At 60.0% G+C, this 24,425-nt stretch carries 19 protein-coding genes and 2 rRNA genes; 4 read left to right on the forward strand and 17 right to left on the reverse strand.

Going from position 1 to position 24,425, the window contains the following annotated elements; all coding sequences use genetic code 11:
* Positions 1-13: 13 nt before the first annotated feature.
* From E5221_RS24350 to mrcB, 11 genes are all read right to left on the reverse strand, one after another.
* Positions 14-2,905 (reverse strand): 23S ribosomal RNA (locus E5221_RS24350).
* A gap of 317 nt (positions 2,906-3,222) precedes the next feature.
* Positions 3,223-4,759: ribosomal RNA gene (locus tag E5221_RS24355) — 16S ribosomal RNA — on the reverse strand.
* The 16S and 23S rRNA genes sit together here, the layout of an rRNA operon.
* A 681-nt stretch (positions 4,760-5,440) precedes the next feature.
* Positions 5,441-6,052: a protein-methionine-sulfoxide reductase heme-binding subunit MsrQ gene (gene msrQ, locus E5221_RS24360; RefSeq protein ID WP_061551399.1), complete on the reverse strand. Its 612-nt coding sequence runs from the start codon at positions 6,050-6,052 to the stop codon at positions 5,441-5,443.
* Positions 6,052-7,065, reverse strand: a complete 1,014-nt coding sequence (gene msrP / locus E5221_RS24365) for a protein-methionine-sulfoxide reductase catalytic subunit MsrP (RefSeq protein WP_247846572.1) — start codon at positions 7,063-7,065, stop codon at positions 6,052-6,054. The genes msrQ and msrP overlap by 1 nt, the downstream gene beginning before the upstream one ends.
* A gap of 79 nt (positions 7,066-7,144) precedes the next feature.
* The gene (pssA, locus tag E5221_RS24370) at positions 7,145-7,996 is read right to left on the reverse strand and encodes a CDP-diacylglycerol--serine O-phosphatidyltransferase (RefSeq protein WP_009685387.1); all 852 of its coding nucleotides are present in this window, start codon (positions 7,994-7,996) and stop codon (positions 7,145-7,147) included.
* Between the two features lie 150 nt (positions 7,997-8,146).
* The gene (gene ilvC, locus E5221_RS24375) at positions 8,147-9,163 is read right to left on the reverse strand and encodes a ketol-acid reductoisomerase (RefSeq protein ID WP_247846573.1); all 1,017 of its coding nucleotides are present in this window, start codon (positions 9,161-9,163) and stop codon (positions 8,147-8,149) included.
* A 55-nt stretch (positions 9,164-9,218) separates the two neighbouring features.
* Positions 9,219-9,710, reverse strand: coding sequence for an acetolactate synthase small subunit (gene ilvN / locus E5221_RS24380; RefSeq protein ID WP_003250040.1), 492 nt, complete (start codon positions 9,708-9,710; stop codon positions 9,219-9,221).
* 1 nt (position 9,711) lies between these two features.
* Positions 9,712-11,436, reverse strand: coding sequence for an acetolactate synthase 3 large subunit (locus E5221_RS24385; protein ID WP_015271834.1), 1,725 nt, complete (start codon positions 11,434-11,436; stop codon positions 9,712-9,714).
* Between the two features lie 408 nt (positions 11,437-11,844).
* A complete protein-coding gene (locus tag E5221_RS24390) occupies positions 11,845-12,177 on the reverse strand; it encodes a YqcC family protein (RefSeq protein WP_031324603.1) in 333 nt (110 codons plus the stop codon).
* Complete coding sequence (locus tag E5221_RS24395) at positions 12,177-12,995, reverse strand: tetratricopeptide repeat protein (protein ID WP_039615235.1); 819 nt, start codon at positions 12,993-12,995, stop codon at positions 12,177-12,179. Before E5221_RS24395 ends, E5221_RS24390 begins: the two co-directional genes overlap by 1 nt.
* Before the next feature lie 15 nt (positions 12,996-13,010).
* Positions 13,011-15,332, reverse strand: a complete 2,322-nt coding sequence (mrcB, locus tag E5221_RS24400; RefSeq protein WP_061551398.1) for a penicillin-binding protein 1B — start codon at positions 15,330-15,332, stop codon at positions 13,011-13,013.
* Between the two features lie 116 nt (positions 15,333-15,448).
* Between mrcB and E5221_RS24405 the strand changes: the two genes are divergently transcribed.
* Complete coding sequence (locus E5221_RS24405) at positions 15,449-17,011, forward strand: bifunctional aminoglycoside phosphotransferase/ATP-binding protein (RefSeq protein ID WP_023661649.1); 1,563 nt, start codon at positions 15,449-15,451, stop codon at positions 17,009-17,011.
* A gap of 177 nt (positions 17,012-17,188) precedes the next feature.
* Positions 17,189-17,467 carry a TfoX/Sxy family protein gene (locus E5221_RS24410; RefSeq protein WP_013974260.1) on the forward strand — a complete coding sequence of 93 codons (279 nt, stop codon included), beginning with the start codon at positions 17,189-17,191 and terminating at the stop codon, positions 17,465-17,467.
* Between the two features lie 178 nt (positions 17,468-17,645).
* On the opposite strand, the gene E5221_RS24415 is transcribed toward E5221_RS24410, so the two are convergent.
* From E5221_RS24415 to E5221_RS24430, 4 genes are all read right to left on the reverse strand, one after another.
* Entirely contained in the window at positions 17,646-18,527 is an 882-nt protein-coding gene (locus E5221_RS24415; RefSeq protein WP_247846574.1) for a ChaN family lipoprotein, read from the reverse strand.
* Positions 18,528-18,694: 167 nt separating this feature from the next.
* Positions 18,695-19,462: a heme ABC transporter ATP-binding protein gene (locus E5221_RS24420; protein ID WP_182330300.1), complete on the reverse strand. Its 768-nt coding sequence runs from the start codon at positions 19,460-19,462 to the stop codon at positions 18,695-18,697.
* A complete protein-coding gene (locus E5221_RS24425) occupies positions 19,462-20,445 on the reverse strand; it encodes an iron ABC transporter permease (protein ID WP_247847763.1) in 984 nt (327 codons plus the stop codon). The genes E5221_RS24420 and E5221_RS24425 overlap by 1 nt, the downstream gene beginning before the upstream one ends.
* A 50-nt stretch (positions 20,446-20,495) precedes the next feature.
* Positions 20,496-21,380: an ABC transporter substrate-binding protein gene (locus tag E5221_RS24430; protein WP_061551394.1), complete on the reverse strand. Its 885-nt coding sequence runs from the start codon at positions 21,378-21,380 to the stop codon at positions 20,496-20,498.
* A 148-nt stretch (positions 21,381-21,528) separates the two neighbouring features.
* On the opposite strand from E5221_RS24430, the gene E5221_RS24435 reads away from it, so the two are divergent.
* Complete coding sequence (locus E5221_RS24435; protein ID WP_061551393.1) at positions 21,529-21,846, forward strand: Rieske (2Fe-2S) protein; 318 nt, start codon at positions 21,529-21,531, stop codon at positions 21,844-21,846.
* Here the strand turns inward: E5221_RS24435 and sfsA are convergent.
* Positions 21,836-22,549 carry a DNA/RNA nuclease SfsA gene (sfsA, locus tag E5221_RS24440; protein ID WP_061303601.1) on the reverse strand — a complete coding sequence of 238 codons (714 nt, stop codon included), beginning with the start codon at positions 22,547-22,549 and terminating at the stop codon, positions 21,836-21,838. The genes E5221_RS24435 and sfsA overlap by 11 nt on opposite strands.
* Complete coding sequence (locus E5221_RS24445; protein WP_061551392.1) at positions 22,549-23,721, reverse strand: pyridoxal phosphate-dependent aminotransferase; 1,173 nt, start codon at positions 23,719-23,721, stop codon at positions 22,549-22,551. Before E5221_RS24445 ends, sfsA begins: the two co-directional genes overlap by 1 nt.
* Before the next feature lie 210 nt (positions 23,722-23,931).
* Here E5221_RS24445 and dksA point away from each other — a divergent pair, with 210 nt between their 5' ends.
* Entirely contained in the window at positions 23,932-24,375 is a 444-nt protein-coding gene (dksA, locus tag E5221_RS24450) for an RNA polymerase-binding protein DksA (protein WP_003259209.1), read from the forward strand.
* Positions 24,376-24,425 lie beyond the last annotated feature (50 nt).

A 24,425-nucleotide genomic window follows, 5' to 3' on the forward strand; every position in this document is an offset into this window, starting at 1 on the left:
GCTTGGGTGTTATATGGTCAAGCCTCACGGGCAATTAGTATTGGTTAGCTCAACGCCTCACAGCGCTTACACACCCAACCTATCAACGTCGTAGTCTTCGACGGCCCTTTAGGGGATTCAAGATCCCAGTGAGATCTCATCTTGAGGCAAGTTTCCCGCTTAGATGCTTTCAGCGGTTATCTCTTCCGAACATAGCTACCCGGCAATGCCACTGGCGTGACAACCGGAACACCAGAGGTTCGTCCACTCCGGTCCTCTCGTACTAGGAGCAGCCCCTCTCAAATCTCAAACGTCCACGGCAGATAGGGACCGAACTGTCTCACGACGTTCTAAACCCAGCTCGCGTACCACTTTAAATGGCGAACAGCCATACCCTTGGGACCGGCTTCAGCCCCAGGATGTGATGAGCCGACATCGAGGTGCCAAACACCGCCGTCGATATGAACTCTTGGGCGGTATCAGCCTGTTATCCCCGGAGTACCTTTTATCCGTTGAGCGATGGCCCTTCCATACAGAACCACCGGATCACTAAGACCTACTTTCGTACCTGCTCGACGTGTTTGTCTCGCAGTCAAGCGCGCTTTTGCCTTTATACTCTACGACCGATTTCCGACCGGTCTGAGCGCACCTTCGTACTCCTCCGTTACTCTTTGGGAGGAGACCGCCCCAGTCAAACTACCCACCATACACTGTCCTCGATCCGGATAACGGACCTGAGTTAGAACCTCAAAGTTGCCAGGGTGGTATTTCAAGGATGGCTCCATGAGAACTGGCGTCCTCACTTCAAAGCCTCCCACCTATCCTACACAAGCAAATTCAAAGTCCAGTGCAAAGCTATAGTAAAGGTTCACGGGGTCTTTCCGTCTAGCCGCGGATACACTGCATCTTCACAGCGATTTCAATTTCACTGAGTCTCGGGTGGAGACAGCGCCGCCATCGTTACGCCATTCGTGCAGGTCGGAACTTACCCGACAAGGAATTTCGCTACCTTAGGACCGTTATAGTTACGGCCGCCGTTTACCGGGGCTTCGATCAAGAGCTTCGCTTGCGCTAACCCCATCAATTAACCTTCCGGCACCGGGCAGGCGTCACACCCTATACGTCCACTTTCGTGTTTGCAGAGTGCTGTGTTTTTAATAAACAGTCGCAGCGGCCTGGTATCTTCGACCGGCATGGGCTTACGGAGCAAGTCCTTCACCCTCGCCGGCGCACCTTCTCCCGAAGTTACGGTGCCATTTTGCCTAGTTCCTTCACCCGAGTTCTCTCAAGCGCCTTGGTATTCTCTACCTAACCACCTGTGTCGGTTTGGGGTACGGTTCCCAGTTATCTGAAGCTTAGGAGCTTTTCTTGGAAGCATGGTATCAACCACTTCGTCGCCTGAAGGCAACTCGTCATCAGCTCTCGGCCTTGAAATCCCGGATTTGCCTAAGATTTCAGCCTACCACCTTAAACCTGGACAACCAACGCCAGGCTGGCCTAACCTTCTCCGTCCCTCCATCGCAATAACTGGAAGTACAGGAATATTAACCTGTTTTCCATCGACTACGCTTTTCAGCCTCGCCTTAGGGACCGACTAACCCTGCGTCGATTAACGTTGCGCAGGAAACCTTGGTCTTTCGGCGTGCGAGTTTTTCACTCGCATTGTCGTTACTCATGTCAGCATTCGCACTTCTGATACCTCCAGCAAGCTTCTCAACTCACCTTCACAGGCTTACAGAACGCTCCTCTACCGCGTCATCAAAGATGACACCCGTAGCTTCGGTGCATGGTTTGAGCCCCGTTACATCTTCCGCGCAGGCCGACTCGACTAGTGAGCTATTACGCTTTCTTTAAAGGGTGGCTGCTTCTAAGCCAACCTCCTAGCTGTCTAAGCCTTCCCACATCGTTTCCCACTTAACCATGACTTTGGGACCTTAGCTGACGGTCTGGGTTGTTTCCCTTTTCACGACGGACGTTAGCACCCGCCGTGTGTCTCCCATGCTCGGCACTTCCAGGTATTCGGAGTTTGCATCGGTTTGGTAAGTCGGGATGACCCCCTAGCCGAAACAGTGCTCTACCCCCTGGAGTGATACATGAGGCGCTACCTAAATAGCTTTCGAGGAGAACCAGCTATCTCCGAGCTTGATTAGCCTTTCACTCCGATCCACAGGTCATCCGCTAACTTTTCAACGGTAGTCGGTTCGGTCCTCCAGTCAGTGTTACCTAACCTTCAACCTGCCCATGGATAGATCGCCCGGTTTCGGGTCTATACCCAGCGACTAAACGCCCTATTAAGACTCGCTTTCGCTACGCCTCCCCTATTCGGTTAAGCTCGCCACTGAATATAAGTCGCTGACCCATTATACAAAAGGTACGCAGTCACCTAACAAAGTAGGCTCCCACTGCTTGTACGCATACGGTTTCAGGTTCTATTTCACTCCCCTCTCCGGGGTTCTTTTCGCCTTTCCCTCACGGTACTGGTTCACTATCGGTCAGTCAGTAGTATTTAGCCTTGGAGGATGGTCCCCCCATATTCAGACAAAGTTTCTCGTGCTCCGTCCTACTCGATTTCATTGACAAGAGATTTTCGTGTACGGGGCTATCACCCACTATGGCCGCACTTTCCAGAGCGTTCCACTAATCTCAAATCAACTTAAGGGCTGGTCCCCGTTCGCTCGCCACTACTAAGGGAATCTCGGTTGATTTCTTTTCCTCAGGGTACTTAGATGTTTCAGTTCCCCTGGTTCGCCTCTTGCACCTATGTATTCAGTACAAGATACTCAGCTTATGCTGAGTGGGTTCCCCCATTCAGAGATCTCTGGATCACAGTCTGTTTGCCGACTCCCCAAAGCTTATCGCAGGCTACCACGTCTTTCATCGCCTCTGACTGCCAAGGCATCCACCGTATGCGCTTCTTCACTTGACCATATAACCCCAAGCAATCTGGTTATACTGTGAAGACGACATTCGCCGAAAATTCGCATGTTGCTCTTTCGAGCAGAACTCACAAATTTTACCTTAGCCTGATTAACCAGCAGTGAAACTGGCCATCAGTCTATATCTATCACATATCCAAATTTTTAAAGAACGATCTGACAAAAGTCAGAAATCAACATTCGATGCGAATGCTCATTTCCAAGTTCTGACCAGGAACAACACAAGACCCATACAGGATCTTGATCGTCTTCAACCATGAATCAAGCAATTCGTGTGGGAGCTCATCAGTAGGCTGATGTCGTCGATTAAGGAGGTGATCCAGCCGCAGGTTCCCCTACGGCTACCTTGTTACGACTTCACCCCAGTCATGAATCACACCGTGGTAACCGTCCTCCCGAAGGTTAGACTAGCTACTTCTGGTGCAACCCACTCCCATGGTGTGACGGGCGGTGTGTACAAGGCCCGGGAACGTATTCACCGCGACATTCTGATTCGCGATTACTAGCGATTCCGACTTCACGCAGTCGAGTTGCAGACTGCGATCCGGACTACGATCGGTTTTGTGAGATTAGCTCCACCTCGCGGCTTGGCAACCCTCTGTACCGACCATTGTAGCACGTGTGTAGCCCAGGCCGTAAGGGCCATGATGACTTGACGTCATCCCCACCTTCCTCCGGTTTGTCACCGGCAGTCTCCTTAGAGTGCCCACCATAACGTGCTGGTAACTAAGGACAAGGGTTGCGCTCGTTACGGGACTTAACCCAACATCTCACGACACGAGCTGACGACAGCCATGCAGCACCTGTGTCAGAGTTCCCGAAGGCACCAATCCATCTCTGGAAAGTTCTCTGCATGTCAAGGCCTGGTAAGGTTCTTCGCGTTGCTTCGAATTAAACCACATGCTCCACCGCTTGTGCGGGCCCCCGTCAATTCATTTGAGTTTTAACCTTGCGGCCGTACTCCCCAGGCGGTCAACTTAATGCGTTAGCTGCGCCACTAAAATCTCAAGGATTCCAACGGCTAGTTGACATCGTTTACGGCGTGGACTACCAGGGTATCTAATCCTGTTTGCTCCCCACGCTTTCGCACCTCAGTGTCAGTATCAGTCCAGGTGGTCGCCTTCGCCACTGGTGTTCCTTCCTATATCTACGCATTTCACCGCTACACAGGAAATTCCACCACCCTCTACCGTACTCTAGCTCGCCAGTTTTGGATGCAGTTCCCAGGTTGAGCCCGGGGCTTTCACATCCAACTTAACGAACCACCTACGCGCGCTTTACGCCCAGTAATTCCGATTAACGCTTGCACCCTCTGTATTACCGCGGCTGCTGGCACAGAGTTAGCCGGTGCTTATTCTGTCGGTAACGTCAAAACAGCAAGGTATTAACTTACTGCCCTTCCTCCCAACTTAAAGTGCTTTACAATCCGAAGACCTTCTTCACACACGCGGCATGGCTGGATCAGGCTTTCGCCCATTGTCCAATATTCCCCACTGCTGCCTCCCGTAGGAGTCTGGACCGTGTCTCAGTTCCAGTGTGACTGATCATCCTCTCAGACCAGTTACGGATCGTCGCCTTGGTGAGCCATTACCTCACCAACTAGCTAATCCGACCTAGGCTCATCTGATAGCGCAAGGCCCGAAGGTCCCCTGCTTTCTCCCGTAGGACGTATGCGGTATTAGCGTTCCTTTCGAAACGTTGTCCCCCACTACCAGGCAGATTCCTAGGCATTACTCACCCGTCCGCCGCTGAATCAAGGAGCAAGCTCCCTTCATCCGCTCGACTTGCATGTGTTAGGCCTGCCGCCAGCGTTCAATCTGAGCCATGATCAAACTCTTCAGTTCAATACTGCTTGGGTTTTTAAGAAACCCTAAACTTGGCTCAGCAATCTCAAATGACTATGTGATTTCTCGCATGGCCACTTGTGATGCTGATAATCTTTGTGACTATCAGTCCGTACTCACAAGCACCCACACGAATTGCTTGATTCGATTTGTTAAAGAGCGTTTGGTTAAGAGCGTTTCGTCTCAACCGAGGCGCGCATTCTACGCTTCCCTCATTTGCTGTCAAGCGTTTATTTTGAAGTTTTTTGCGAGAAACTCGTTTAGCTTCAAACACTTGACTCGCTGCGATCTCTCGTAGCGGGAGGCGAATCATACAGCGTTTAGAAGCGCTGTCAACCATCATCTCAACCGCTGGCGATCATTTGATCGTAGCCCTTTCAACTCTTTCTGAACAACCTAACTTGTTGAATTTCAAGAAGTTTGTCGTTCCGATGTCGCTGGAAGTGGGGCGCATTATAAGGGGATTCGAGAGGGCGTCAACCTTTAATTTCATTTATTTGAAATGTTCCAGGCGAAGACCTTATCAAGGCTACCAAGTGCTCGCCACAACACCTTCTGCGCCTATGAGACCGAGCGCCGCCCGCGCGGCGCTCGATCTTGTAGGCGCCAGAGAACCTAAGGCGGGCACATTTCAAAGCCAATACCATCCCAAGACAGGCCCCTGGCTGCCCCACCCCACTCTCAAACCACCCTCCCCTGCCTCCGACCAACCCTGGGCAGCACCCGCGAAACCGCGGGAACCCGCAACACCATCAACACAGCCCCAATAACCGCATAAATCGCCCACTCCCGCAAATCCGAGCGCACGATCCACAGAAAATGCAGCAAACCCAACCCAAGTATCACGTACACCAACCGGTGCAGCTTCTTCCAACGCATACCCAGGCGCCGCTGGCTATACCGATTCGAGGTAACCGCCAAAGCCACCAACCCAAGAAACCCAAGCGCACCCACAATTATGTATGGCCGCTTGCGCAACTCCACCGCCAACTGCCCCCAGTCCAACCCAAGGATGAAGAACAGGTAAGCCAGGATGTGCAGCACGATATAGGCAAACACCCACAACCCCAGTTGCCGGCGCACCACGATCCAGCCCGACCATCCCGTCAGCTTCTGCAGCGGCGTCATGCCCAAGGTAACCAGCAGGAAGGTCAGCGCCCCGAGCCCAAGCCGGTCCATCATGATCTTTCCGGGATCAGGCCCTAGCAGATTCATCGCCGCCTCATACAACCACCAGACTGGGAACAGGCATCCCACGATGAAGATGGCCAGACGAAACCAGGGGTAACGCATCAGTAGTTCTTCCGCAGATCAAGCCCGGTATACAGCGACGCCACTTCATCGGCATAGCCATTGAACAACTGGGTTTCCCGCACATTGGGACTGAACAGCCCGCTGGGCAGCCGCCGTTCACGCGCCTGGCTCCAACGCGGGTGGTCGACCGTCGGGTTAACATTGGCATAGAACCCATATTCATCCGGCGCCAGCCCTTCCCAGGTGGTGCCCGGCTGCTCCGCCACCAGGCTGATACGCACGATCGACTTGATGCTCTTGAAGCCATACTTCCACGGCACCACCAGCCGCAACGGCGCGCCATTCTGGTTGGGCAGCTCCCGGCCATACATCCCGACCGCCAGGATCGCTAAAGGATGCATTGCCTCATCCAGGCGCAAGCCTTCTCTATAAGGCCAGTCGATCAAGGCGAACCCCGAACGCTGCCCCGGCATGTGCTCCGGGTCTTTCAGGGTTTCGAAGCGCACATAACGCGCCTTGGATGTCGGTTCGACCTGCTTGAGCACCTGCGCCAACGGGAAGCCCAGCCACGGAATGACCATCGACCACGCCTCCACGCACCGCAGCCGGTAGATGCGCTCCTCGAGCTGGTACGGTTTGACGAAGTCCTCCAGCGCATAGCGGCCGGGCTTACCCACTTCGCCATCGACCACAACGCTCCACGGTTCGGTCTTCAGGCTGTCGCCATTGGCCGCCGGGTCGCCCTTGTCAGGCCCGAACTCGTAGAAGTTGTTGTAGTGGGTGGCATCCTTGAACGGCGTGATTGCCTCACCCTTGACCGTTACTGCCTGCCATCGAGTAGCTGCGAGCTTTTCATTGAACCAGCCAGGCGCCCTGCCCGCCTCGACATCGGCGTAACGGCTGGCTTCAGCTGCGCGCGCCATGCTCGGCAAAGCGCCCAGGGCCAGGCCAGCCAACGAGCCACCCAGCAGGGTACGACGGGAGAGGTAGATGCCTTCGGGGGTGATCTCCGACGCCTTGCACTCGGAAGACCTGGGAAGCTTGATGAGCATGAGCGGCTCCACAGCACTGGATAACGGATGTACCAGTAAGACTATGGAGCCGGCGGGTTATTCCAGCATTAAATGATTGTCACGCTTTGCGACGGCGTGACTTCAGCAGGAACTGAATCGGGCCCGAAGCCGCATAGGCGAGGAAGATCAGCAGCAGGATACGCGGCGGGTCGCTGAACACCACGGCAAACACCAGCACCACGGCCAGGATAGCCACGAACGGCACACGCCCCTTCAGGTCCAGCTCCTTGAAGCTGTTGTACTTGATGTTACTGACCATCAGCATGCCGGCAGCAGCCACCAGCAGCGCCACCAGGAACGACAGCTTGGAGCCCTGGATGCCGTAGTCGCTGAACGCCCACACGGTACCCGCGACCACACCCGCAGCAGCAGGACTGGCAAGGCCGATGAAGTAGCGCTTGTCGGCGGTGCCGACCTGGGTATTGAAGCGTGCCAGGCGCAGTGCTGCACCGGCCACATAGATGAAGGCAACCATCCAGCCAACCTTGCCCATGTCGCCCAGCGCCCAGCCAAAGGCCAGCAAGGCCGGAGCGACACCAAAGGCAACCATGTCCGACAGTGAGTCGTACTCGGCACCAAAGGCGCTCTGTGTGTTGGTCATGCGCGCGACACGGCCATCCAGGCCGTCGAGCACCATGGCCACGAAGATGGCGATCGCAGCGAAGGCAAAGTACTTGCTCGCCTCGCGGGGGTCACCGGCACTCAGGGCGCTCTGCGCGCTCATCGAGCTGATGATGGAATAGAAACCGGCAAACAGGTTGGCGGTGGTAAACAGGTTGGGCAGCAGGTAGATGCCACGATGGCGTACCTTGCGCCCTTCGGCGTCATGCCCTTCTTCAACGTGCTCATCGACAGGTAGCAGGCTTTCGGCGTCGGAGGGCTTGTTCGGCTCTTCGGGACGTTCGCTCATGGAGGGTACCTTGCAACAGGATGGAAAATGTTCGACACGGGCCTGCAAAACAGGTTCTGACGGCAGGCCACTGGTCTGCTTTATACCAGAAGCTGACTGTCAGAACGAAAAAACGCGGCCGAAGCCGCGTTTTTCATCTTTCGATAAGACTTAGTTCTTGGTCTTGTCGACGATTTTGTTAGCCGAGATCCACGGCATCATCGAGCGCAGCTGCTCGCCGATGATTTCGATGCCGTGAGCGGCGTTGTTGCGGCGCTTGGCGGTCATCGATGGGTAGTTGGTAGCACCTTCGGAGATGAACATCTTCGCGTACTCGCCGTCCTGGATGCGCTTCAGGGCGTTGCGCATGGCTTTGCGGGATTCTTCGTTGATGACTTCCGGACCGGTTACGTACTCACCGTACTCGGCGTTGTTGGAGATCGAGTAGTTCATGTTGGCGATGCCGCCTTCGTACATGAGGTCAACGATCAGCTTCAGCTCGTGCAGGCACTCGAAGTAGGCCATTTCCGGCGCGTAGCCAGCTTCGACCAGGGTTTCGAAACCGGCCTTGACCAGCTCTACGGTACCGCCACACAGAACAGCCTGCTCACCGAACAGGTCGGTTTCGGTCTCGTCCTTGAAGGTGGTTTCGATGATGCCGGTACGGCCGCCGCCTACGCCCGAAGCGTACGACAGGGCAACATTCTTGGCGTTGCCGGAGGCGTCCTGGTAGATGGCGATCAGGTCAGGGATACCGCCGCCCTTGACGAACTCGGAGCGAACGGTGTGGCCCGGGGCCTTCGGCGCGATCATGATCACGTCGAGGTCGGCACGTGGAACAACCTGGTTGTAGTGGATCGAGAAGCCATGGGAGAAGACCAGGGTAGCGCCCTTCTTGATGTTCGGCTCGATTTCCTGCTTGTACAGTTGGCCCTGGAATTCGTCCGGGGTCAGGATCATGACCAGGTCGGCAGCAGCTACGGCAGAGGCAACGTCGGTCACTTTCAGGCCATGGGCTTCTGCCTTGGCAACGGTGGCCGAACCTTTACGCAGACCGATGGTGACATCTACACCGGAGTCCTTCAGGTTGCACGCCTGAGCGTGGCCCTGGGAACCGTAACCGATGATGGCGACTTTCTTACCCTGGATGATGGAAAGGTCGCAGTCTTTATCGTAGAAAACTTTCATGAAATTACCCCTGGTTATATCTCGGCCCCTGCGGAGCCATCGCTAATTTTTGAATTCAGATGCTGAGCACTTTGTCGCCACGGGCAATGCCGGTAACGCCGCTGCGCACGGTTTCGAGAATCGATGCAGTGCCGATCGCCTGGATGAAGCTGTCCAGTTTGTCGCTGGTGCCGCTCAGCTGCACGGTGTACACGCTGGCAGTCACATCGACGATCTGGCCACGGAAGATATCCGTGGTGCGCTTGATCTCGGCGCGCTGGGCACCGGTGGCCTTGACCTTGACCAGCATCAGTTCACGCTCGATGTGAGCGCTTTCCGACAGGTCGACGAGCTTGACCACTTCGACCAGCTTGTTCAGGTTCTTGGTGATCTGTTCGATCACTTCGTCATGGCCAACGGTGGTCAGCGTCAGACGCGACAGGGTCGGGTCTTCGGTCGGCGCCACGGTCAGGCTTTCAATGTTGTAGTTACGCTGGGAGAACAGGCCGACCACGCGGGACAACGCACCTGGTTCGTTTTCCAGCAGCAGGGAGATGATGTGCCGCATATCAGGTACGCTCCGTCTTGCTCAGCCACATGTCACGCATCGAGCCATCCTTGATCTGCATCGGATAGACGTGCTCACTGCGGTCAACCGCGATGTCGATGAACACCAGACGGTCCTTCATCGCAAACGCTTCTTCCAGCTTCGGCTTGAGGTCCTTCAGGCTGGTGATGCGGATACCCACATGGCCATAGGCCTCGGCCAGCTTGATGAAGTCAGGCAGCGACTCGACGTACGAGTGCGAGTGACGACCGTTGTAGGCCATGTCCTGCCACTGACGGACCATGCCCAACACACCGTTGTTCAGGTTGACGATCTTCACCGGCAGGCCGTACTGCATGCAGGTGGACAGCTCCTGGATGTTCATCTGGATGCTGCCTTCGCCGGTCACGCAGGCCACGTCCTGGTCCGGGAAGTTGAGCTTGACGCCCATCGCCGCCGGGAAACCGAAGCCCATGGTGCCCAGGCCACCGGAGTTGATCCAGCGGTTCGGCTTGTTGAAGCGGTAGTACTGCGCCGCGAACATCTGGTGCTGGCCCACGTCGGAGGTGACGAAAGCATCGCCATTGGTCACTTCGCACAGGGTCTCGATGACCTTCTGCGGCTTGATGACATTGCCGTCACCCTTGTCGTAAGGGAACAGCTCGCCATTGCCACGCCATTCGTCGATCTGCTTCCACCAGGCATCCAGCGCCGCCTTGTCAGGCTGCTCGCCGATTTCCTTGAGGATGCCGAGCATTTCGCTGAGCACGCTGTCGACCGGGCCGACGATCGGCACGTCGGCCTTGATCATCTTGGAGATCGACGCCGGGTCGATGTCGATATGGATGATCTTGGCATTCGGGCAGAACTTGGCCGGGCCGTTGACCACGCGGTCGTCAAAACGGGCACCGACGGCGAAGATGACGTCGGCATGGTGCATGGCCATGTTGGCAGTGAAGCTGCCGTGCATGCCGAGCATGCCGAGGAACTGGCGGTCGGTACCCGGGAAGCCACCCAGACCCATCAGGGTATTGGTGACCGGCAGGTTCAGCGACTTGGCGATTTCGGTCAGGGCTTCGGAGCCACCACCGAGGATCACGCCGCCACCGGAGTAGACGATCGGGCGCTTGGCCGCCAGCAGCATCTCTGCAGCCTTGCGGATCTGGCCGGAGTGGCCGCGTACCGCTGGGCTATAGGAGCGCAGCTTGACCTTTTTCGGGTAGACGTATTCGAACTTCTCGGCCGGGTTGGTCATATCTTTTGGAATGTCGACCACGACCGGACCTGGGCGACCGGATTGCGCCAGGTAGAATGCTTTTTTCAGAACTTCGGGGATTTCGCTGGCATGTTTGATCATGAAGCTGTGCTTCACGATCGGCCGCGAAATACCGATCATGTCGGTTTCCTGGAAGGCATCGGTACCCACCATGGTGCTAGGCACCTGGCCGGACAGGATGACCATCGGAATCGAATCCATGTAGGCGGTGGCAATACCGGTAATGGCATTGGTCGCGCCCGGGCCGGAGGTTACCAGCACCACGCCGGCCTTGCCGGTGGCGCGGGCGTAGCCGTCCGCCATATGGGTAGCTGCCTGCTCATGACGAACCAGGATGTGCTCGACTTCCGGTTCCTTGAACAGCGCGTCGTAAACATGCAGGAGAGCACCACCAGGGTACCCGTAGATGTGCTTAACGCCTTCGTCACGCAAGAAGCGCACGACCATCTCAGCGCCAGATAAAAGCTCCACGTTGTTCACCTCTAAAACGCCAGAATACCGCCCTCACTGGACGGGTCTTAATAGGTTTACTGCCAAGCAGAGCATGAGCGAACGTCAGCACTGACTGAGCAAGTATTGGGAGCGCCCCAGAGTGTTGCGGGGTTTTCCCACCCAGCGCGAGGTAACGCGTTGCGGGGTGTAACAGGTCGGCGCGGGTGTGCGCCTCATGATCTGCTTAGCGGGTCTGCTTCTGGCAGTCCCTCTACAGCGGAGATTGGATTCTTCTGATTCGGCGCCAACAAGTCAAGAAAAATTATTGCCAATTTTTCCCCAAGATGAATTCCTGCCACCACTAAAAATCGCTTCAGCAGCAGAATAAATAAGATTTCCACAAAAAAGGGCCACAATCTGCGGCCCTTGAAGGAAAAACTGAAGAAATCAGGCGGAAGGAGCAATCAATTGGTCAAATGCTGCCAACAGGCGGCGTAGCTCACGACTTTGCTCTGGCCGGTCGGTAAATACCGTTTCAGCCATTACCAGGATGCCGGACGCATTAGGCAGCGGGTGGCCCAGCTCGATGATGATCTTCATCCGCGGCAGGAAGATCCATTGGAGCCACTGCTCGAAACTGAGGGTATCGACTGCGAAAGGCACCGTGCTGGCCAGTGCCTCATCGCTTGGCGGCTCGTCATCCCACCAGCCTTGCACCTGCAGCTCACGTTCGATCAGCAGCAGGTGGTCGGCAACATCCAGAATGCGCTGCTCGATCATCAGGAATTGACCCGTGCCTTTTGCCGGGCCAGTGCGGCACCAGCGCTGTCACCCTGCTTCTCGCGAGCCTGGGCGATGGTGTTCCACAGCTCGGCCTGCAGGCTCGGGCGGCCGTTGGCGTAAGTCAGGGCACGACGCGCCAACTGCTCGGCCTGCGGTGCATCACCTTGCGACAGGCGTACCTGGGCCAGACGGTACAGTACCTGTGGCTCGCGCGGGGCAATGCGCTGAGCACGCTCCAGGCTCGATGCGGCACCGTTGAAGTCACCGCTGCCCTGCTGGGTCTTCGCGGTGGTCAGCAGCGCCAGCACCGGGCCGTCCAGCTGCTCGTCGGCCGACAGGCCACCGGTAGCAGCACCGCTACGCGGAATACCGGTTGGCGCGCTGGTGCTTTGCGGGGCGCTGTTCATCGCCGCGATGTCGAAGGGTTCGTCGGCGATCGGGTTTGGATTGGTGGTCATTGGTGCCGAAGTGACCGGACCAGTGGTAATTGGGCCTGGGGTGATCGGCCCCGGGGTAATCGGCGAGGTGCTGATTGGCGCCGCGCCATTGGCCGCCGGGAACGTCTGGATGCCCGAAGCGCCAGCGCCCTGTGGGATCATCACGGTCACGCCGGAGTCTTCAGGCAGCGTTTGAGCCTGCGCGGTACCCGCGTTATAGCCACCCGCAGAGCGATTGGCCGTCACGCGTTCGCTGTTGGACACCCGGGTGCTCGAGTCGACCACCGGAATATTGCCGCGCGGGACGCTGGCGCACCCCTGGAGCACAGCCAGCGCCGTCACGGCAGGAAACAGCCACTTGTTCACGTCACACCTCATCAATGCAGCCTGTGCTTAATTCATCCAGCCCTTGACCCAGTCCATGACCGATTCAACTGGATCCTGCTCGCCGCCACAGGTCGCGCCGGCGGGCGGTTCACTCCCGCGAATATACGGCATCTGCACCGCTCCCGGACAGCTGCCATCAGACCCATGGCCACTGTACGGGTCAATCCAGGCCTGCACCACGTTGTCCGGTTGCGGCATGTCCAGCGGCAGCGGGTCGGCCTTCTTCATGAAGCTGGTCCACACCTGCAGGGCGCCGGTGGCACCAGTAAATGGCGTCTTGCCGTTGTCGTCACGACCCATCCATACCACGGCCAGCAGGTCCTGACTGAACCCGGAGAACCAGCTGTCGCGCGAATCGTTACTGGTACCGGTCTTGCCCGCCAGGGTGAGATTGCGCGGCAAAGTGTTGTACACCGAGCGGCCGGTGCCTTCGCGCATCACCCGCTGCATGGCGTTCTGCACCAGGTAGATAGCCCCCGGATCGAAGGTTTGCTGGATCTGGAACGGGTAGCGTTTTAGCGGCTCGCCCTCGGCGGTGAGCACGCTGCGGATACCGCGCATCGGGGTATTGAAACCGCCGTTGGCGATGGTCTGGTACATCGTCGCGACCTGCATTGGCGACATGCCGCCGGCACCCAGCAGCATGGCCGGGAAGGCTGGCCAGTCAACGTTCACTCCCAGCCGGCCAATGGTCTTGATCACGTTGGGCACACCCACTTCCAGGCCGATCTTGGCAGTCGACAGGTTGTAGGAGTTGGCCAGCCCCTGGTACAGGTAGATGGTGCCATGCGGGCGACGATCGTAATTCTGCGGGCGCCAGACCTGGCCGTCGGCACCTTTGACCGAGAACGGCTCGTCCTGCACCCAACTGGTCAAGGTGTACTTGGTCGGTTGTTCCAGCGCGGTCAGGTACACCGCCGGCTTGACCAGCGAACCGATCGGCCGCACGGCATCAATGGCGCGGTTGAAGCCGGCGAAGCCGGCCTGGCGGCTGCCGATCAGCGCCTGCACCTCACCGGTTTCCGGATTGGTCACGACCATCGCCGACTCAACCTCGTCCGCCCCCTTGCGCCCCGCGAGGCGCTTGAAGGTCTCGCTCATCGAGGTTTCGGCCTTCATCTGCAGGATCGGGTCGAAGCTGGTGAAGATGCGCAGCCCTTCTTCGGTCAAGTCTTCATCGCGGTAGTCCTGGCGCAGCTGACGCTTGACCAGGTCGAGGAAGGCCGGGAACGAGCTGTCTGCCAGGCTGCCGCGCTTGGTCACGCCCAGCGGCATCTTCTTCGCTGCATCGACTTCTGCCTGGCTGGCCACGCCCTGCTCGGCCACCAGGTCGAGCACCAGGTTGCGGCGGGCCAGGGCGCGGTCCGGATAGCGACGCGGGTTGTAGTAGGACGGCCCCTTGACCATGCCCACCAGCAAAGCGATCTGGTGCAACTTCAGCTCAGACAGCGGTTGGCTGAAGAAGAACTGGCTGGCGAGGCCGAAGCCGTGCACCGCACGCTGACCATCCTGGCCGACGAACACCTCGTTGAGGTAGGCCTCGAGGATCTCGCGCTTGTCGTAGTGCAGCTCCAGCAATACGGCCATCATCGCCTCGGTCAGCTTGCGGCTGAGGCTGCGCTCGCTGGTGAGGTAGAAGTTCTTCACCAACTGCTGGGTCAGGGTGCTGCCACCCTGGCGCATGGAACCTGCCGAGGTATTGACCCACATGGCTCGGGCGATGGACTTGGGCGACACCCCGAAGTGGCTGTAGAAATCGCGGTCTTCCGTCGCCACCAGGGTTTCGAGCAGGTACGGCGGTACCTGGTCGATCTTGATCAGGATGCGGTCTTCGAGGTTTTTCGGGTAGATGCCGCCGATCATCAGCGGCTCCAGGCGCACTACGTCGAGCGTCTTGCCGTTGGCGCCGGAAAGGCCCGCCACGTAATCGCCGGAGAAGCGCACACGCACGAACTGCGCCGGCTCCATGCCCTCGTAGAACTGGAAGCCACGGGTATTGAGCTCGACGGTGTTGCCGTTGACTGCCGCCGCGCCCGGGCCGTTGGCCGCGCTTTCACGCCGGTAGCCGAGCGCGTCCAGCTCGGTGAGGAAGTCGTTCTTGCTCAGCTTCTGGCCGGAGAACAGCTCCAGCGGCCGGGCATACACCTTGGCCGGGATGGTCCAGCGCTTGCCGGAAAACTTTTCCTGGACAACGGCATCGAGGTAAACCGCGAAGCCGGCGACTATCACCAGGCCGACCAGGCTGAGCTTCAAAGCCCAGCCCAGCCAGGCGCGGGAGCGGCCGGTCGGGCGTTTCTGAGGGGTACGGGGATTTCGAGTTCGGGTCATGGCGGCGGATTATACGCACTTTATAAAGGCTGGGCAGACGCCCACGGCGGTAGGCAGGGACGGCACCATTGACCATAATGGCGCATTCGAATTCCCTGCCCCCGGAAGGATTTCCCGTGAGCCAAGCCCTTATCACTGCGTTGCAGAACCCAGCCCTGTACCCTCACCCCGTGGATGGGTTCCAGCTCATCGAGACGCATATCTCCTGGGTCCTGCTCACCGGCGAGTATGCCTACAAGATAAAGAAGCCGATGAACTTCGGCTTCCTCGACTTCACCGGCCTGGACCAGCGCCGACATTTCTGTAACGAAGAATTGCGCCTGAACCAGCGCCTGACCGACGGCCTGTACCTTGAAGTGTTGCCGATCACCGGTAGCGTCGATGCGCCGCAGATCGGCGGTGAAGGCGAAGCCATCGAGTACGTGCTGAAGATGCGTCAGTTCCCGCAGGGGCAGATGCTCAACACCCTGCAGGCCAATGGCGAACTGAACGCCGCGCACATCGACCAGATGGCCCGGCAGATCGCCGAGTTCCACCTGCAGGCCCCACGCGTGCCGGTGGAGCACCCACTGGGCACGCCGGACAGCGTGATGGCACCTGTGGAGCAGAACTTCGAGCAGATTCGCCCGTTCCTCAGCGACAAGGCCGACCTGCAGCAACTCGACGCCCTGCAGGCCTGGGCACGCAGCAGCTTCGAGCGCCTACATGGCCTGCTGGAAAAGCGCAAGGCCAATGGTTTCATCCGTGAGTGCCACGGTGACATCCACCTGGGCAACGCCACCCTGATCGACGGCAAGGTGGTGATCTTCGACTGCATCGAGTTCAACGAACCGTTCCGCCTGACCGATGTGTACGCCGATACCGGCTTCCTGGCCATGGACCTGGAAGACCGCGGCCTGAAATGCCTGGCCCGCCGCTTCATCAGCCAGTACCTGGAACTGACCGGCGACTACGAAGGCCTGGAACTGCTCAACTTCTACAAAGCCTACCGCGCGCTGGTGCGGGCCAAGGTTGCACTGTTCAGCATGCCAGCCGATGCCGATGGCGTGCAGCGCGCCACCACTCTTCGCACCTACCGCAACTATGCCAACCTGGCAGAAAGCTACAGCGCCATCCCGTCGCGCCTGCTGGCCATTACCCACGGTGTTTCGGCTGTGGGCAAAAGCCACGTGGCCATGCGCATGGTCGAAGCCCTTGGCGCCGTCCGCGTGCGTTCGGATGTGGAGCGCAAGCGCCTGTTCGGTGAACAGCAGCAGGCTGAGGCTGGCCAGCTGAGTACCGGCATCTATGATCAGGACGCCAGTGTCGCGACCTACCAGCGCCTGCACGAGGTGGCAGCGACCGTACTGCGGGCCGGCTTCCCGGTGGTGCTGGACGCCACCTACCTCAAACGTGATCAGCGCCAGGCCGCAGCGGACATCGCCAGCCAGACGGGCGTGCCGTTCCTGATCCTCGACTGCCATGCGCCGGATGCGGTCATCGCCAGCTGGCTGGAGCAGCGCCAGGCAGAAAATACCGACCCGTCGGATGCCACCCTGGAAGTGGTCAAAGCCCAGCAGGCCAGTCGTGAACCACTGGATGCACAGGAGCTGGTGCAGAGCACCCGCGTCGATACCCAGAGCGCCGGGAGCATGGACCAGGTGATCGAACAGATTCGCCAGCGCTTGCCTGGGCTGTAAGTTCAGCGTTTTCCTGGACCGGCCCATTCGCGGGTTAACCCGCGAATAGGCCGGCACAGGACATCTCGTCGCCCCCTATGGCAAAAGGCCGCGCATTTCCTATCCCCCGCTACACTCCTCTCTGACCTGCTCGCGATTTATCCCCCAATCCCCGTTCAGCCATCGCAAGGAGGCTCGATGAACGATGAATTGCAGCATCTGAAGAACCTTGGCAAGACCTCTGCGCAGTGGCTGCATGCAGCCGGCATCCACAGTGCATCGGATCTGCGCCGCCTGGGCGCGGTAGGTGCGTACCAGGCCGTGAAGACACGAGGGTTCCGCGCATCGAAGGTGCTGTTGTATGCCATTGAAGGCGCCCTGCTGGACATGCACTGGAACGATTTGCCGCTGGAGCGCAAAGAAGCGCTCAACCAACAACTGGATGCGAAAAGCCCTGCGCAAAAAAATCAGAAATAATCTCGGGAAAGGGATTGACGTCGAAATGAGAATAGTTATGATTATCACAACTGGTCGCGAGACTGGTTGGATAAGCTAAGAGCCCCTGGTTCGGACTCTCAGATTATCTCCTCATCAGGCTAATCACGGTTTTTGACCCGGCAATTTGCCGGGTCTTTTTTTGCTTTTTACTGCCCCGTCACCGCAGTTGCGCGCAATAGTCCTGCTCCGGCATCGCTGCCGTATACCACACAAAATCAGCCTCGCCTGCCTCGACCTGCTCACCAACCTCAGCTAGCAGTAGCACCTTGCTCTCCCCCTGCGTTTGCAGGTCAGCCAAGTGCAACGGTACACCCAGGTCCTTGCGCACGTGATAGGCCCCGGCCAGCAGCAGTGCTGGCTGCGGCGCCGCCAGCAAGCGCTCGGCCATGCGCCGGTCGCGCTGCTGCTGCACGGCCAGCATCGCCGGCAACTGGCTTTCTGGCAGCATCCCGCAATGCCCGGCACGCACATGCTCCAGCAAGGCGGCCTTGACCGTCGCCGCATTGGAGCGTTCGCCCGGTAACGAAGCCGGCTGACGATAGGCCTGGCGCATCTCGCCGGGCGAGAGGTTGGCGGCCAGCACAGGCACCCGCTGCTGCAACGCCTCGGTCACGATTGGCCCGTACAGCTGCCAATCCCAGCCGTCCTGCCAGGCCAGGGCCTTGGGCAGGTCTGTCGGCAAAGGCCGCCCCGCGAGCTTGTCCAACAGCGGTTGCTGTTCAGGCTGCAGCATTTCCAGCAGCAGGCTGCCCTGCACACGTTGGCCTTGCAGGGCGCGCAGCAGCCACAGCTGCAGTGCGTGATGGTCAGGGTTGTCGTGTTTCTCGCCGACAAGCACCCGGGGGGCGGCAGACAGGTGCTGCACCAGTTGCTCAGGGCTGATCAGCTGACCATCAGCAAGATCGACGATATGCCCCAGCTCGGCATGGCTGCGCCCCTCACTGCTCTGCCAGGCGGGCGGCGGTGGCAGGCTGGCCTGGCAGCCACCCAGTACCAGCACCAGGCACAGCGAGAAAGCGGACAGCAGCGGATGTCGCATGGGCAGTACCTCCATTCATGGCCTGCACGAGCCCTTGTAGGAGCGGCCTTGTGTCGCGAAAGGGCCGCAAAGCGGCCCCAGATTTTCAGCAGTGATACACAAATTGCCGGGGCTGCTCTGCAGCCCTTTCGCGACACAAGGCCGCTCCTACAAAGATCGCGCCGGCGTTAGCGGGTGATGATCAGCGGATGCCCACGCTCCGGGTGCGCCTGTACCAGTACGTCGATCCCGTATACCGCCTTCAACGCCGCCGGCGTCAGCACTGCTTCGGGTGCGGCAAAGGCATGGCAGCGCCCCTGCTCCAGCAGCAGGATACGATCACAGTAGCGCGCCGCCAGGTTCAGGTCATGCAGGATCACCAGCACCGCGGCGCCACGGTCGGCAAAGCGGCGCATGGCTTCGAGGGTGGTGTGCTGGTGCAACGGGTCGAGCATCGAGGTTGGCTCGTCCAGCAGCAGCGTTGTACCCGCCTCGCCCGGCCACAGCTGCGCCAGCACCCGAGCCAGGTGCACTCTTTGCCGCTCGCCGCCAGACAACGCCAGGTAACTGCGCTCCACCAGGTGCCAGGCATCCGCTGCCCGCAAGGCCGCTTCGACGATTTCAGCATCGCGCCGCTGCCCGGTGCCATGGGGCATGCGCCCCATGCCCACCACTTCCTCGACCCGGAACGAGAACCCCAGGCTGGACACCTGCGGCAACACCGCCAGGCGCCTGGCCCGTTCCTGCCCTGCCCAGTCCGCCAGTGGCCTGCCCTGTAGCATCACCCGCCCGTGATCGGGCGCCAGCTCACCACACAGTACTCCTAGCAGGCTGCTCTTGCCGGCACCGTTGGGGCCGAGCACGCCCACCACCTGCCCCTGGCTCAGCTGCAGATGAATGTCATGCAGCACTTCGTTGCTGCCCCGCCGCAAGTACAGCCCCTCGGCTTGCAACATCAACTGCGCCCTCGTATCAGCAGGAACAGGAAGAACGGTGCGCCGATAAAGGCCGTGACGATGCCGATCGGCAGCTCGGCAGGCGCCAGCAGCAGCCGCGCCGCCAAATCGGCGAACAGCATCAGCGCACCGCCAGCCAACAAGGAGGCTGGCACCACCACACGGTGATCAGGCCCGGCCAGCAGGCGCACCAGGTGCGGCACCACCAGGCCGATGAAACCGATCAGCCCTGCTGCCGCCACCGCCGCACCCACGCCCAGCGCCGTGCAGAACACCAGTTCGCGCTTGAGCCGCTCCACGTCAATGCCCAGGTGACGCGCCTCCGATTCACCAAGCAGCATGGCATTCAACGCCTTGGCCCGACGTGGCAGCCACACTGCCACGCCCGCAGCCACCAGCAGCAAAGGCCACAGCCGCTGGTAACTGGCACCATTGAGGCTGCCCAAGTTCCAGAAGGTCAGCGTGCGCAGCGTGGCGTCGTCGGCCAGGTAGGAGAACAACCCCACGGCAGCACCGCCCAGCGCGGTCATGGCCACACCGGCCAGCAGCATCGTGGCGACGTTGGTCTGGCCGTCGCGTCGCCCCAGACGATAAACCAGCGCAGTCACGCCCAGCCCGCCGATGAAAGCGCACAGCGACAACAGGTAAGGGGCAAGCACATCCGGCATGCCGCCCAGCCAACTGCCGCCAACGATGGCCACCGCCGCGCCCACCGCTGCTCCGGCGGCAACCCCTACCAGCCCGGGGTCGGCCAGAGGGTTACGGAACAGCCCCTGCATGGCCACACCAGACAGCGCCAGCACCGCGCCCACCGCCAACCCCAGCAAGGTGCGCGGCAGGCGGATCTGGCCGAGGATCATCTCGGCCTGCTGCAGGCCGTCAGCGGCAATGGGCAACCCCAGCAAGCGCAGACCGGCACGCAAGGTATCGAACAACGGCAGGCTGACCGGCCCCAAGGCCAAAGACAACCACACCGCCAACAGGCACAACAGGCCCAGGCAAACGAACAGTGTGCGTGGCTGGACCCGTTGTTTCATTGGTAGAGGCTGATCTTGGCGGCCGGATAGAAGGTAGCCGCAAGCAACCGAAGTGTTGCCGGCAGGCGTGGCCCGAGCCCGCCGACTAACAGTGTCGGGTCAAGCGATACCAGGCGTTTCTCTCGCACGGCGCGCGAGGTCGCCAGCGCGGGGTTTTCTTTCAGCAACGCCTTCAAGGCTTGGTCATCGGCCAGCGCCCGGTCGGAAAACACGATCACATCCGGGTCCAGCGCAGCCAGTGCTTCGCTGGAAAAATTCTTGTAGCCCTGATGTTCTGCCAAGTTGCGCCCGCCTGCCTGGCTCAGCAGCCAGTCGCCGGCGGTACCCTGCCCGGCGATCAGCGGCTTGGCACCCGCATGCCCGACCAGCAGCAACACTCCTGGCGTCTTCTGCCCGGCCTGGGCCTGCCTGACCCTGGCCTGCAAGGCATCGAGCTGCTGGTGGTAACCCGACGCCAAGACCGCGGCCTGCTCTTCTGCGCCCAGCAATTGCCCCAGATGCTTGAGGTTTTCATCCACCGCCGCCACCTCGGCTTTGCTGGAGAACAGTTCGACCCGCACGCCAGCCTTGCGGATTTGCGCCAGTACCGGTGGCGGCCCCATTTCTTCGGTGCCCACCAGCACATCCGGGCGCAGGCTGAGAATGCCTTCCGCAGACAACTGCCGCTGGTAGCCGACGCTAGGCAGTGACTTCAGCGATTGCGGGTGCTGGCTGGTGGTGTCCACACCCACCAAGCGCGCTTCACCGCCAAGTGCGCTGATCCATTCGCTCAGTGCGCCACCAGCGCTGACCCAACGCTGCGGCAGCTCGGCCGCGAGGGCCTGGGTGGACAGCACAACGCTCGCGCACAGAGCGAGCAAGGCGACAGGACGGCGCATCATCGGGTTCCTTCTGCAGGCGAGCCGCGCGCCTTGTGGCGAGCGACGGAACTGCGCACCATAGGCAGCCGGGCGCAGCGAATATGGACAATTTGATAATTATTCGCATTGAAGCGTCAAGCCATCACTTGTTCCACGAGTCGTCCTTGCCATGCACTTCCTTTGTACCTCCCACGGCCTGGCCGAAGGCCATAGCCGAGCCTTCAGCGTAGACGGCATCGAACTGTTCGGCGTGCGCCGCCAGGGCCAGGTGTACCTCTACCGCAACCGTTGCCCGCACCGCGGTATCCCGCTGAACTGGGTGGAAGATGCGTTTCTCGATGACAACGCCAGCCTGATTCACTGCGCCCATCATGGCGCGCTGTTCCTGATCGAAAGTGGAGAATGCGTGGCCGGGCCGTGCGAGGGCGAGCAATTGCAGGCCCTGGGCTGCCACGAGGACAGCCAGGGCATCTGGCTCAAGGGGTAAGCAGCACCGGCAGGCGGCGGTCGATGACAATGCCTTCGGAGTCCAGGCGTGCGCCGTAGGCCAGCACCTCCACGCCATCTGAAACTGCCGCGCGCAGGGCCTGGGCATAAGCCGCATCGATTTCCTCGGCCGGGCGCACCGCGTCGATACCGGTCAGGTTCACACAATACAGCTGCACAGCCCGCACGCCCTGCCTGGCCAACTTCGCCAGCTCTCGCAGGTGCTTGGCGCCGCGCTGGGTCACCGCATCAGGAAAGGCCGCGACCGTGCTGGCTGGGTAGCCCAGCGTCACGCTCTTCACCTCGACATAGGCCGGGGCACCGTCGAACTCCAGGCGAAAGTCGATGCGGCTGCCTTCCTCGCCGTAGGCCACCTCACGCCTTAGCGCACTGAAGCCGGCCAGTTCGGCGATGATGCCGGCATGCAGTGCCTCTTCTACCAGCGCATTGGCCCGCCCAGTATTCACACAGGCCAGCCGCCCCTGCGGGGTTTCGCTGATTTCCCAAGTGCCCGGGAGCTTGCGCTTGGGGTCGTTGGAGCGGCTGAACCACACCTGCCCGCCTTCACGCATGCAGTTGAGCATAGAGCCGGTGTTGGGGCAGTGGATGGTGAGTTGTTCGCCGCCGGGCAGTTCGATATCCGCCAGAAAGCGTTTGTAGCGGCGCAGCAGGCGGCCCTGTTCGAGTGGGGGATGGAACTGCATCAGCCTTGCCAGCTCCGCAGGCCGCGGGCAATCCGCTGCACCGCCTCTTCCAGGCGCGGCAGGCTCTGGGTGTAGGCAAAGCGCACATGGTGGCCGGCCAGGTGACGGCCGAAGTCCAGGCCCGGGGTGAAGGCCAGGTGCTCGGTCTCCAGGAAGTGCCGGCAGAAGGCGAACGCGTCACCGCCAAAGGCACTGATGTCGGCATACAGGTAGAACGCCCCCTGCGGCTCGACGGCAATGCGGAAACCCAGTTCGCGCAGGGCGGGCAACAGGTAGTCGCGGCGGCGGGCGAACTCGGCGCGGCGCTCCTCGAAAATGGCCAGGGTTTCGGGCTGGAAACACGCCAGCGCGGCATGTTGGGCCATGCTTGGCGCACTGATGTACAGGTTTTGTGCCAGCTTCTCCAGGTCGGCCACCGCGCCAGGAGGCGCCACCAGCCAGCCGAGGCGCCAACCGGTCATGCCGAAATACTTGGAAAAACTATTCAGGACGAATGCCGAGTCGTCCACTTCCAGCACGCTGGGCGCGTCCATGCCATAGGTCAGCCCGTGGTAAATCTCGTCCACAACCAGATGGCCATGCCGTTCACGGGTGGCGCGGGACAGACTGGTCAGCTCGTCCCGCCCCAGCACCGTGCCCGTCGGGTTGGCCGGCGAGGCGACCAGGGCTCCGACCGTGTCCTTGTCCCAGTAGCGGTCGACAAGGTCGGCAGTCAGCTGGTAATTCACGTCCGGACCCACCGGCACAAGCTGCGCCCCGCCCTCGACCAGGCGCAGGAAGTGGCGGTTGCACGGGTAGCCTGGGTCGGCTAGCAGCCAATGTTTGCCTGGGTCGACCAGCAGACTGCTGGCCAGCAGCAGCGCACCGGAGCCCCCTGGGGTGATGAGAATGCGTTCAGGGTCGACACTCAGGCCGTAACGCTGGCCATAGAACCCGGCAATGGCTTCGCGCAGTGCCGGCAGGCCGCGTGCGGCGGTGTAGCGGGTGTGCCCGGCGGCCAGTGCTGCCTGGCCGGCGGCAACGATGGGCGCGGCCGTGGTGAAGTCCGGCTCGCCGATTTCCAGGTGGATCACATCGTGTCCGGCCGCCTGCAGCTCGTTGGCCCGGGCCAGCAGCGCCATGACGTGGAAGGGTTCGATGGCGCGGCTGCGCGCACTGTAGGGGTGGGCCATGACCTTCTCTCAATTGGGTCTAAACTGGAGATTCTACCTCTGCACGCCACCGAACGTGCGGCTCAGGCCGCTGTCAATTACCAGGATCGGGCGGGGTAGCGCACCCCCGATCTATCTGGTAAGTTCGGCGGCTCGCAGTCGCAGGGCCGGCGGGTGCCGGAGATGGAGCAGCCTGCGCATTGGATCAGATGAGTGAGAGGCGGTCTATTCATGTCCACCGTAGAAAAGCAAAAAGCCCAGACCATGTACGGTGTCGAGCCCTACGTAGAATCCAAAGGTGAAGAGTACATGGGCGAGCCCATGAAGAAGCACTTCACCAAGCTTCTCGGCGCCTGGAAGCAAGAGCTGATGACCAGTGTGGACCGCACTGTGGACCACATGAAGGACGAGGCAGCCAACTTCCCCGACCCGGCCGACCGTGCCAGTCAGGAAGAAGAATTCGCCCTGGAGCTGCGCAACCGCGATCGCGAGCGCAAGCTGATCAAGAAAATCGACAAGACCCTCGACAAGATCAAGGCCGACGAGTACGGCTGGTGCGAATCGTGCGGCATCGAGATCGGCCTGCGTCGCCTGGAGGCCCGCCCTACCGCCGACCTGTGCTTCGACTGCAAGGAAATCGCCGAGAAAAAGGAAAAGACGGTCGGCAAAGGCTGATCTTTCTTTCCACCTGAACGGGGCGCATCATGCGCCCCGTTTCATTTTAT

Source organism: Pseudomonas sp. A2 (assembly GCF_023100865.1).
Classification (GTDB): domain Bacteria; phylum Pseudomonadota; class Gammaproteobacteria; order Pseudomonadales; family Pseudomonadaceae; genus Aquipseudomonas; species Aquipseudomonas asiatica.

Coding starts and splice junctions, on each gene's coding strand:
- ilvC (WP_247846573.1), bottom strand. CDS start 9,163: ATGAAAGTTTTCTACGATAAAGACTGCGACCTTTCCATCATCCAGGGT.
- E5221_RS24435 (WP_061551393.1), top strand. CDS start 21,529: ATGCACTTCCTTTGTACCTCCCACGGCCTGGCCGAAGGCCATAGCCGA.
- pssA (WP_009685387.1), bottom strand. CDS start 7,996: ATGAGCGAACGTCCCGAAGAGCCGAACAAGCCCTCCGACGCCGAAAGC.
- E5221_RS24395 (WP_039615235.1), bottom strand. CDS start 12,995: ATGAGGTGTGACGTGAACAAGTGGCTGTTTCCTGCCGTGACGGCGCTG.
- msrP (WP_247846572.1), bottom strand. CDS start 7,065: ATGCTCATCAAGCTTCCCAGGTCTTCCGAGTGCAAGGCGTCGGAGATC.
- sfsA (WP_061303601.1), bottom strand. CDS start 22,549: ATGCAGTTCCATCCCCCACTCGAACAGGGCCGCCTGCTGCGCCGCTAC.
- ilvN (WP_003250040.1), bottom strand. CDS start 9,710: ATGCGGCACATCATCTCCCTGCTGCTGGAAAACGAACCAGGTGCGTTG.
- E5221_RS24430 (WP_061551394.1), bottom strand. CDS start 21,380: ATGATGCGCCGTCCTGTCGCCTTGCTCGCTCTGTGCGCGAGCGTTGTG.
- dksA (WP_003259209.1), top strand. CDS start 23,932: ATGTCCACCGTAGAAAAGCAAAAAGCCCAGACCATGTACGGTGTCGAG.
- E5221_RS24410 (WP_013974260.1), top strand. CDS start 17,189: ATGAACGATGAATTGCAGCATCTGAAGAACCTTGGCAAGACCTCTGCG.
- E5221_RS24390 (WP_031324603.1), bottom strand. CDS start 12,177: ATGATCGAGCAGCGCATTCTGGATGTTGCCGACCACCTGCTGCTGATC.
- E5221_RS24420 (WP_182330300.1), bottom strand. CDS start 19,462: ATGTTGCAAGCCGAGGGGCTGTACTTGCGGCGGGGCAGCAACGAAGTG.
- E5221_RS24445 (WP_061551392.1), bottom strand. CDS start 23,721: ATGGCCCACCCCTACAGTGCGCGCAGCCGCGCCATCGAACCCTTCCAC.
- E5221_RS24415 (WP_247846574.1), bottom strand. CDS start 18,527: ATGCGACATCCGCTGCTGTCCGCTTTCTCGCTGTGCCTGGTGCTGGTA.
- mrcB (WP_061551398.1), bottom strand. CDS start 15,332: ATGACCCGAACTCGAAATCCCCGTACCCCTCAGAAACGCCCGACCGGC.
- msrQ (WP_061551399.1), bottom strand. CDS start 6,052: ATGCGTTACCCCTGGTTTCGTCTGGCCATCTTCATCGTGGGATGCCTG.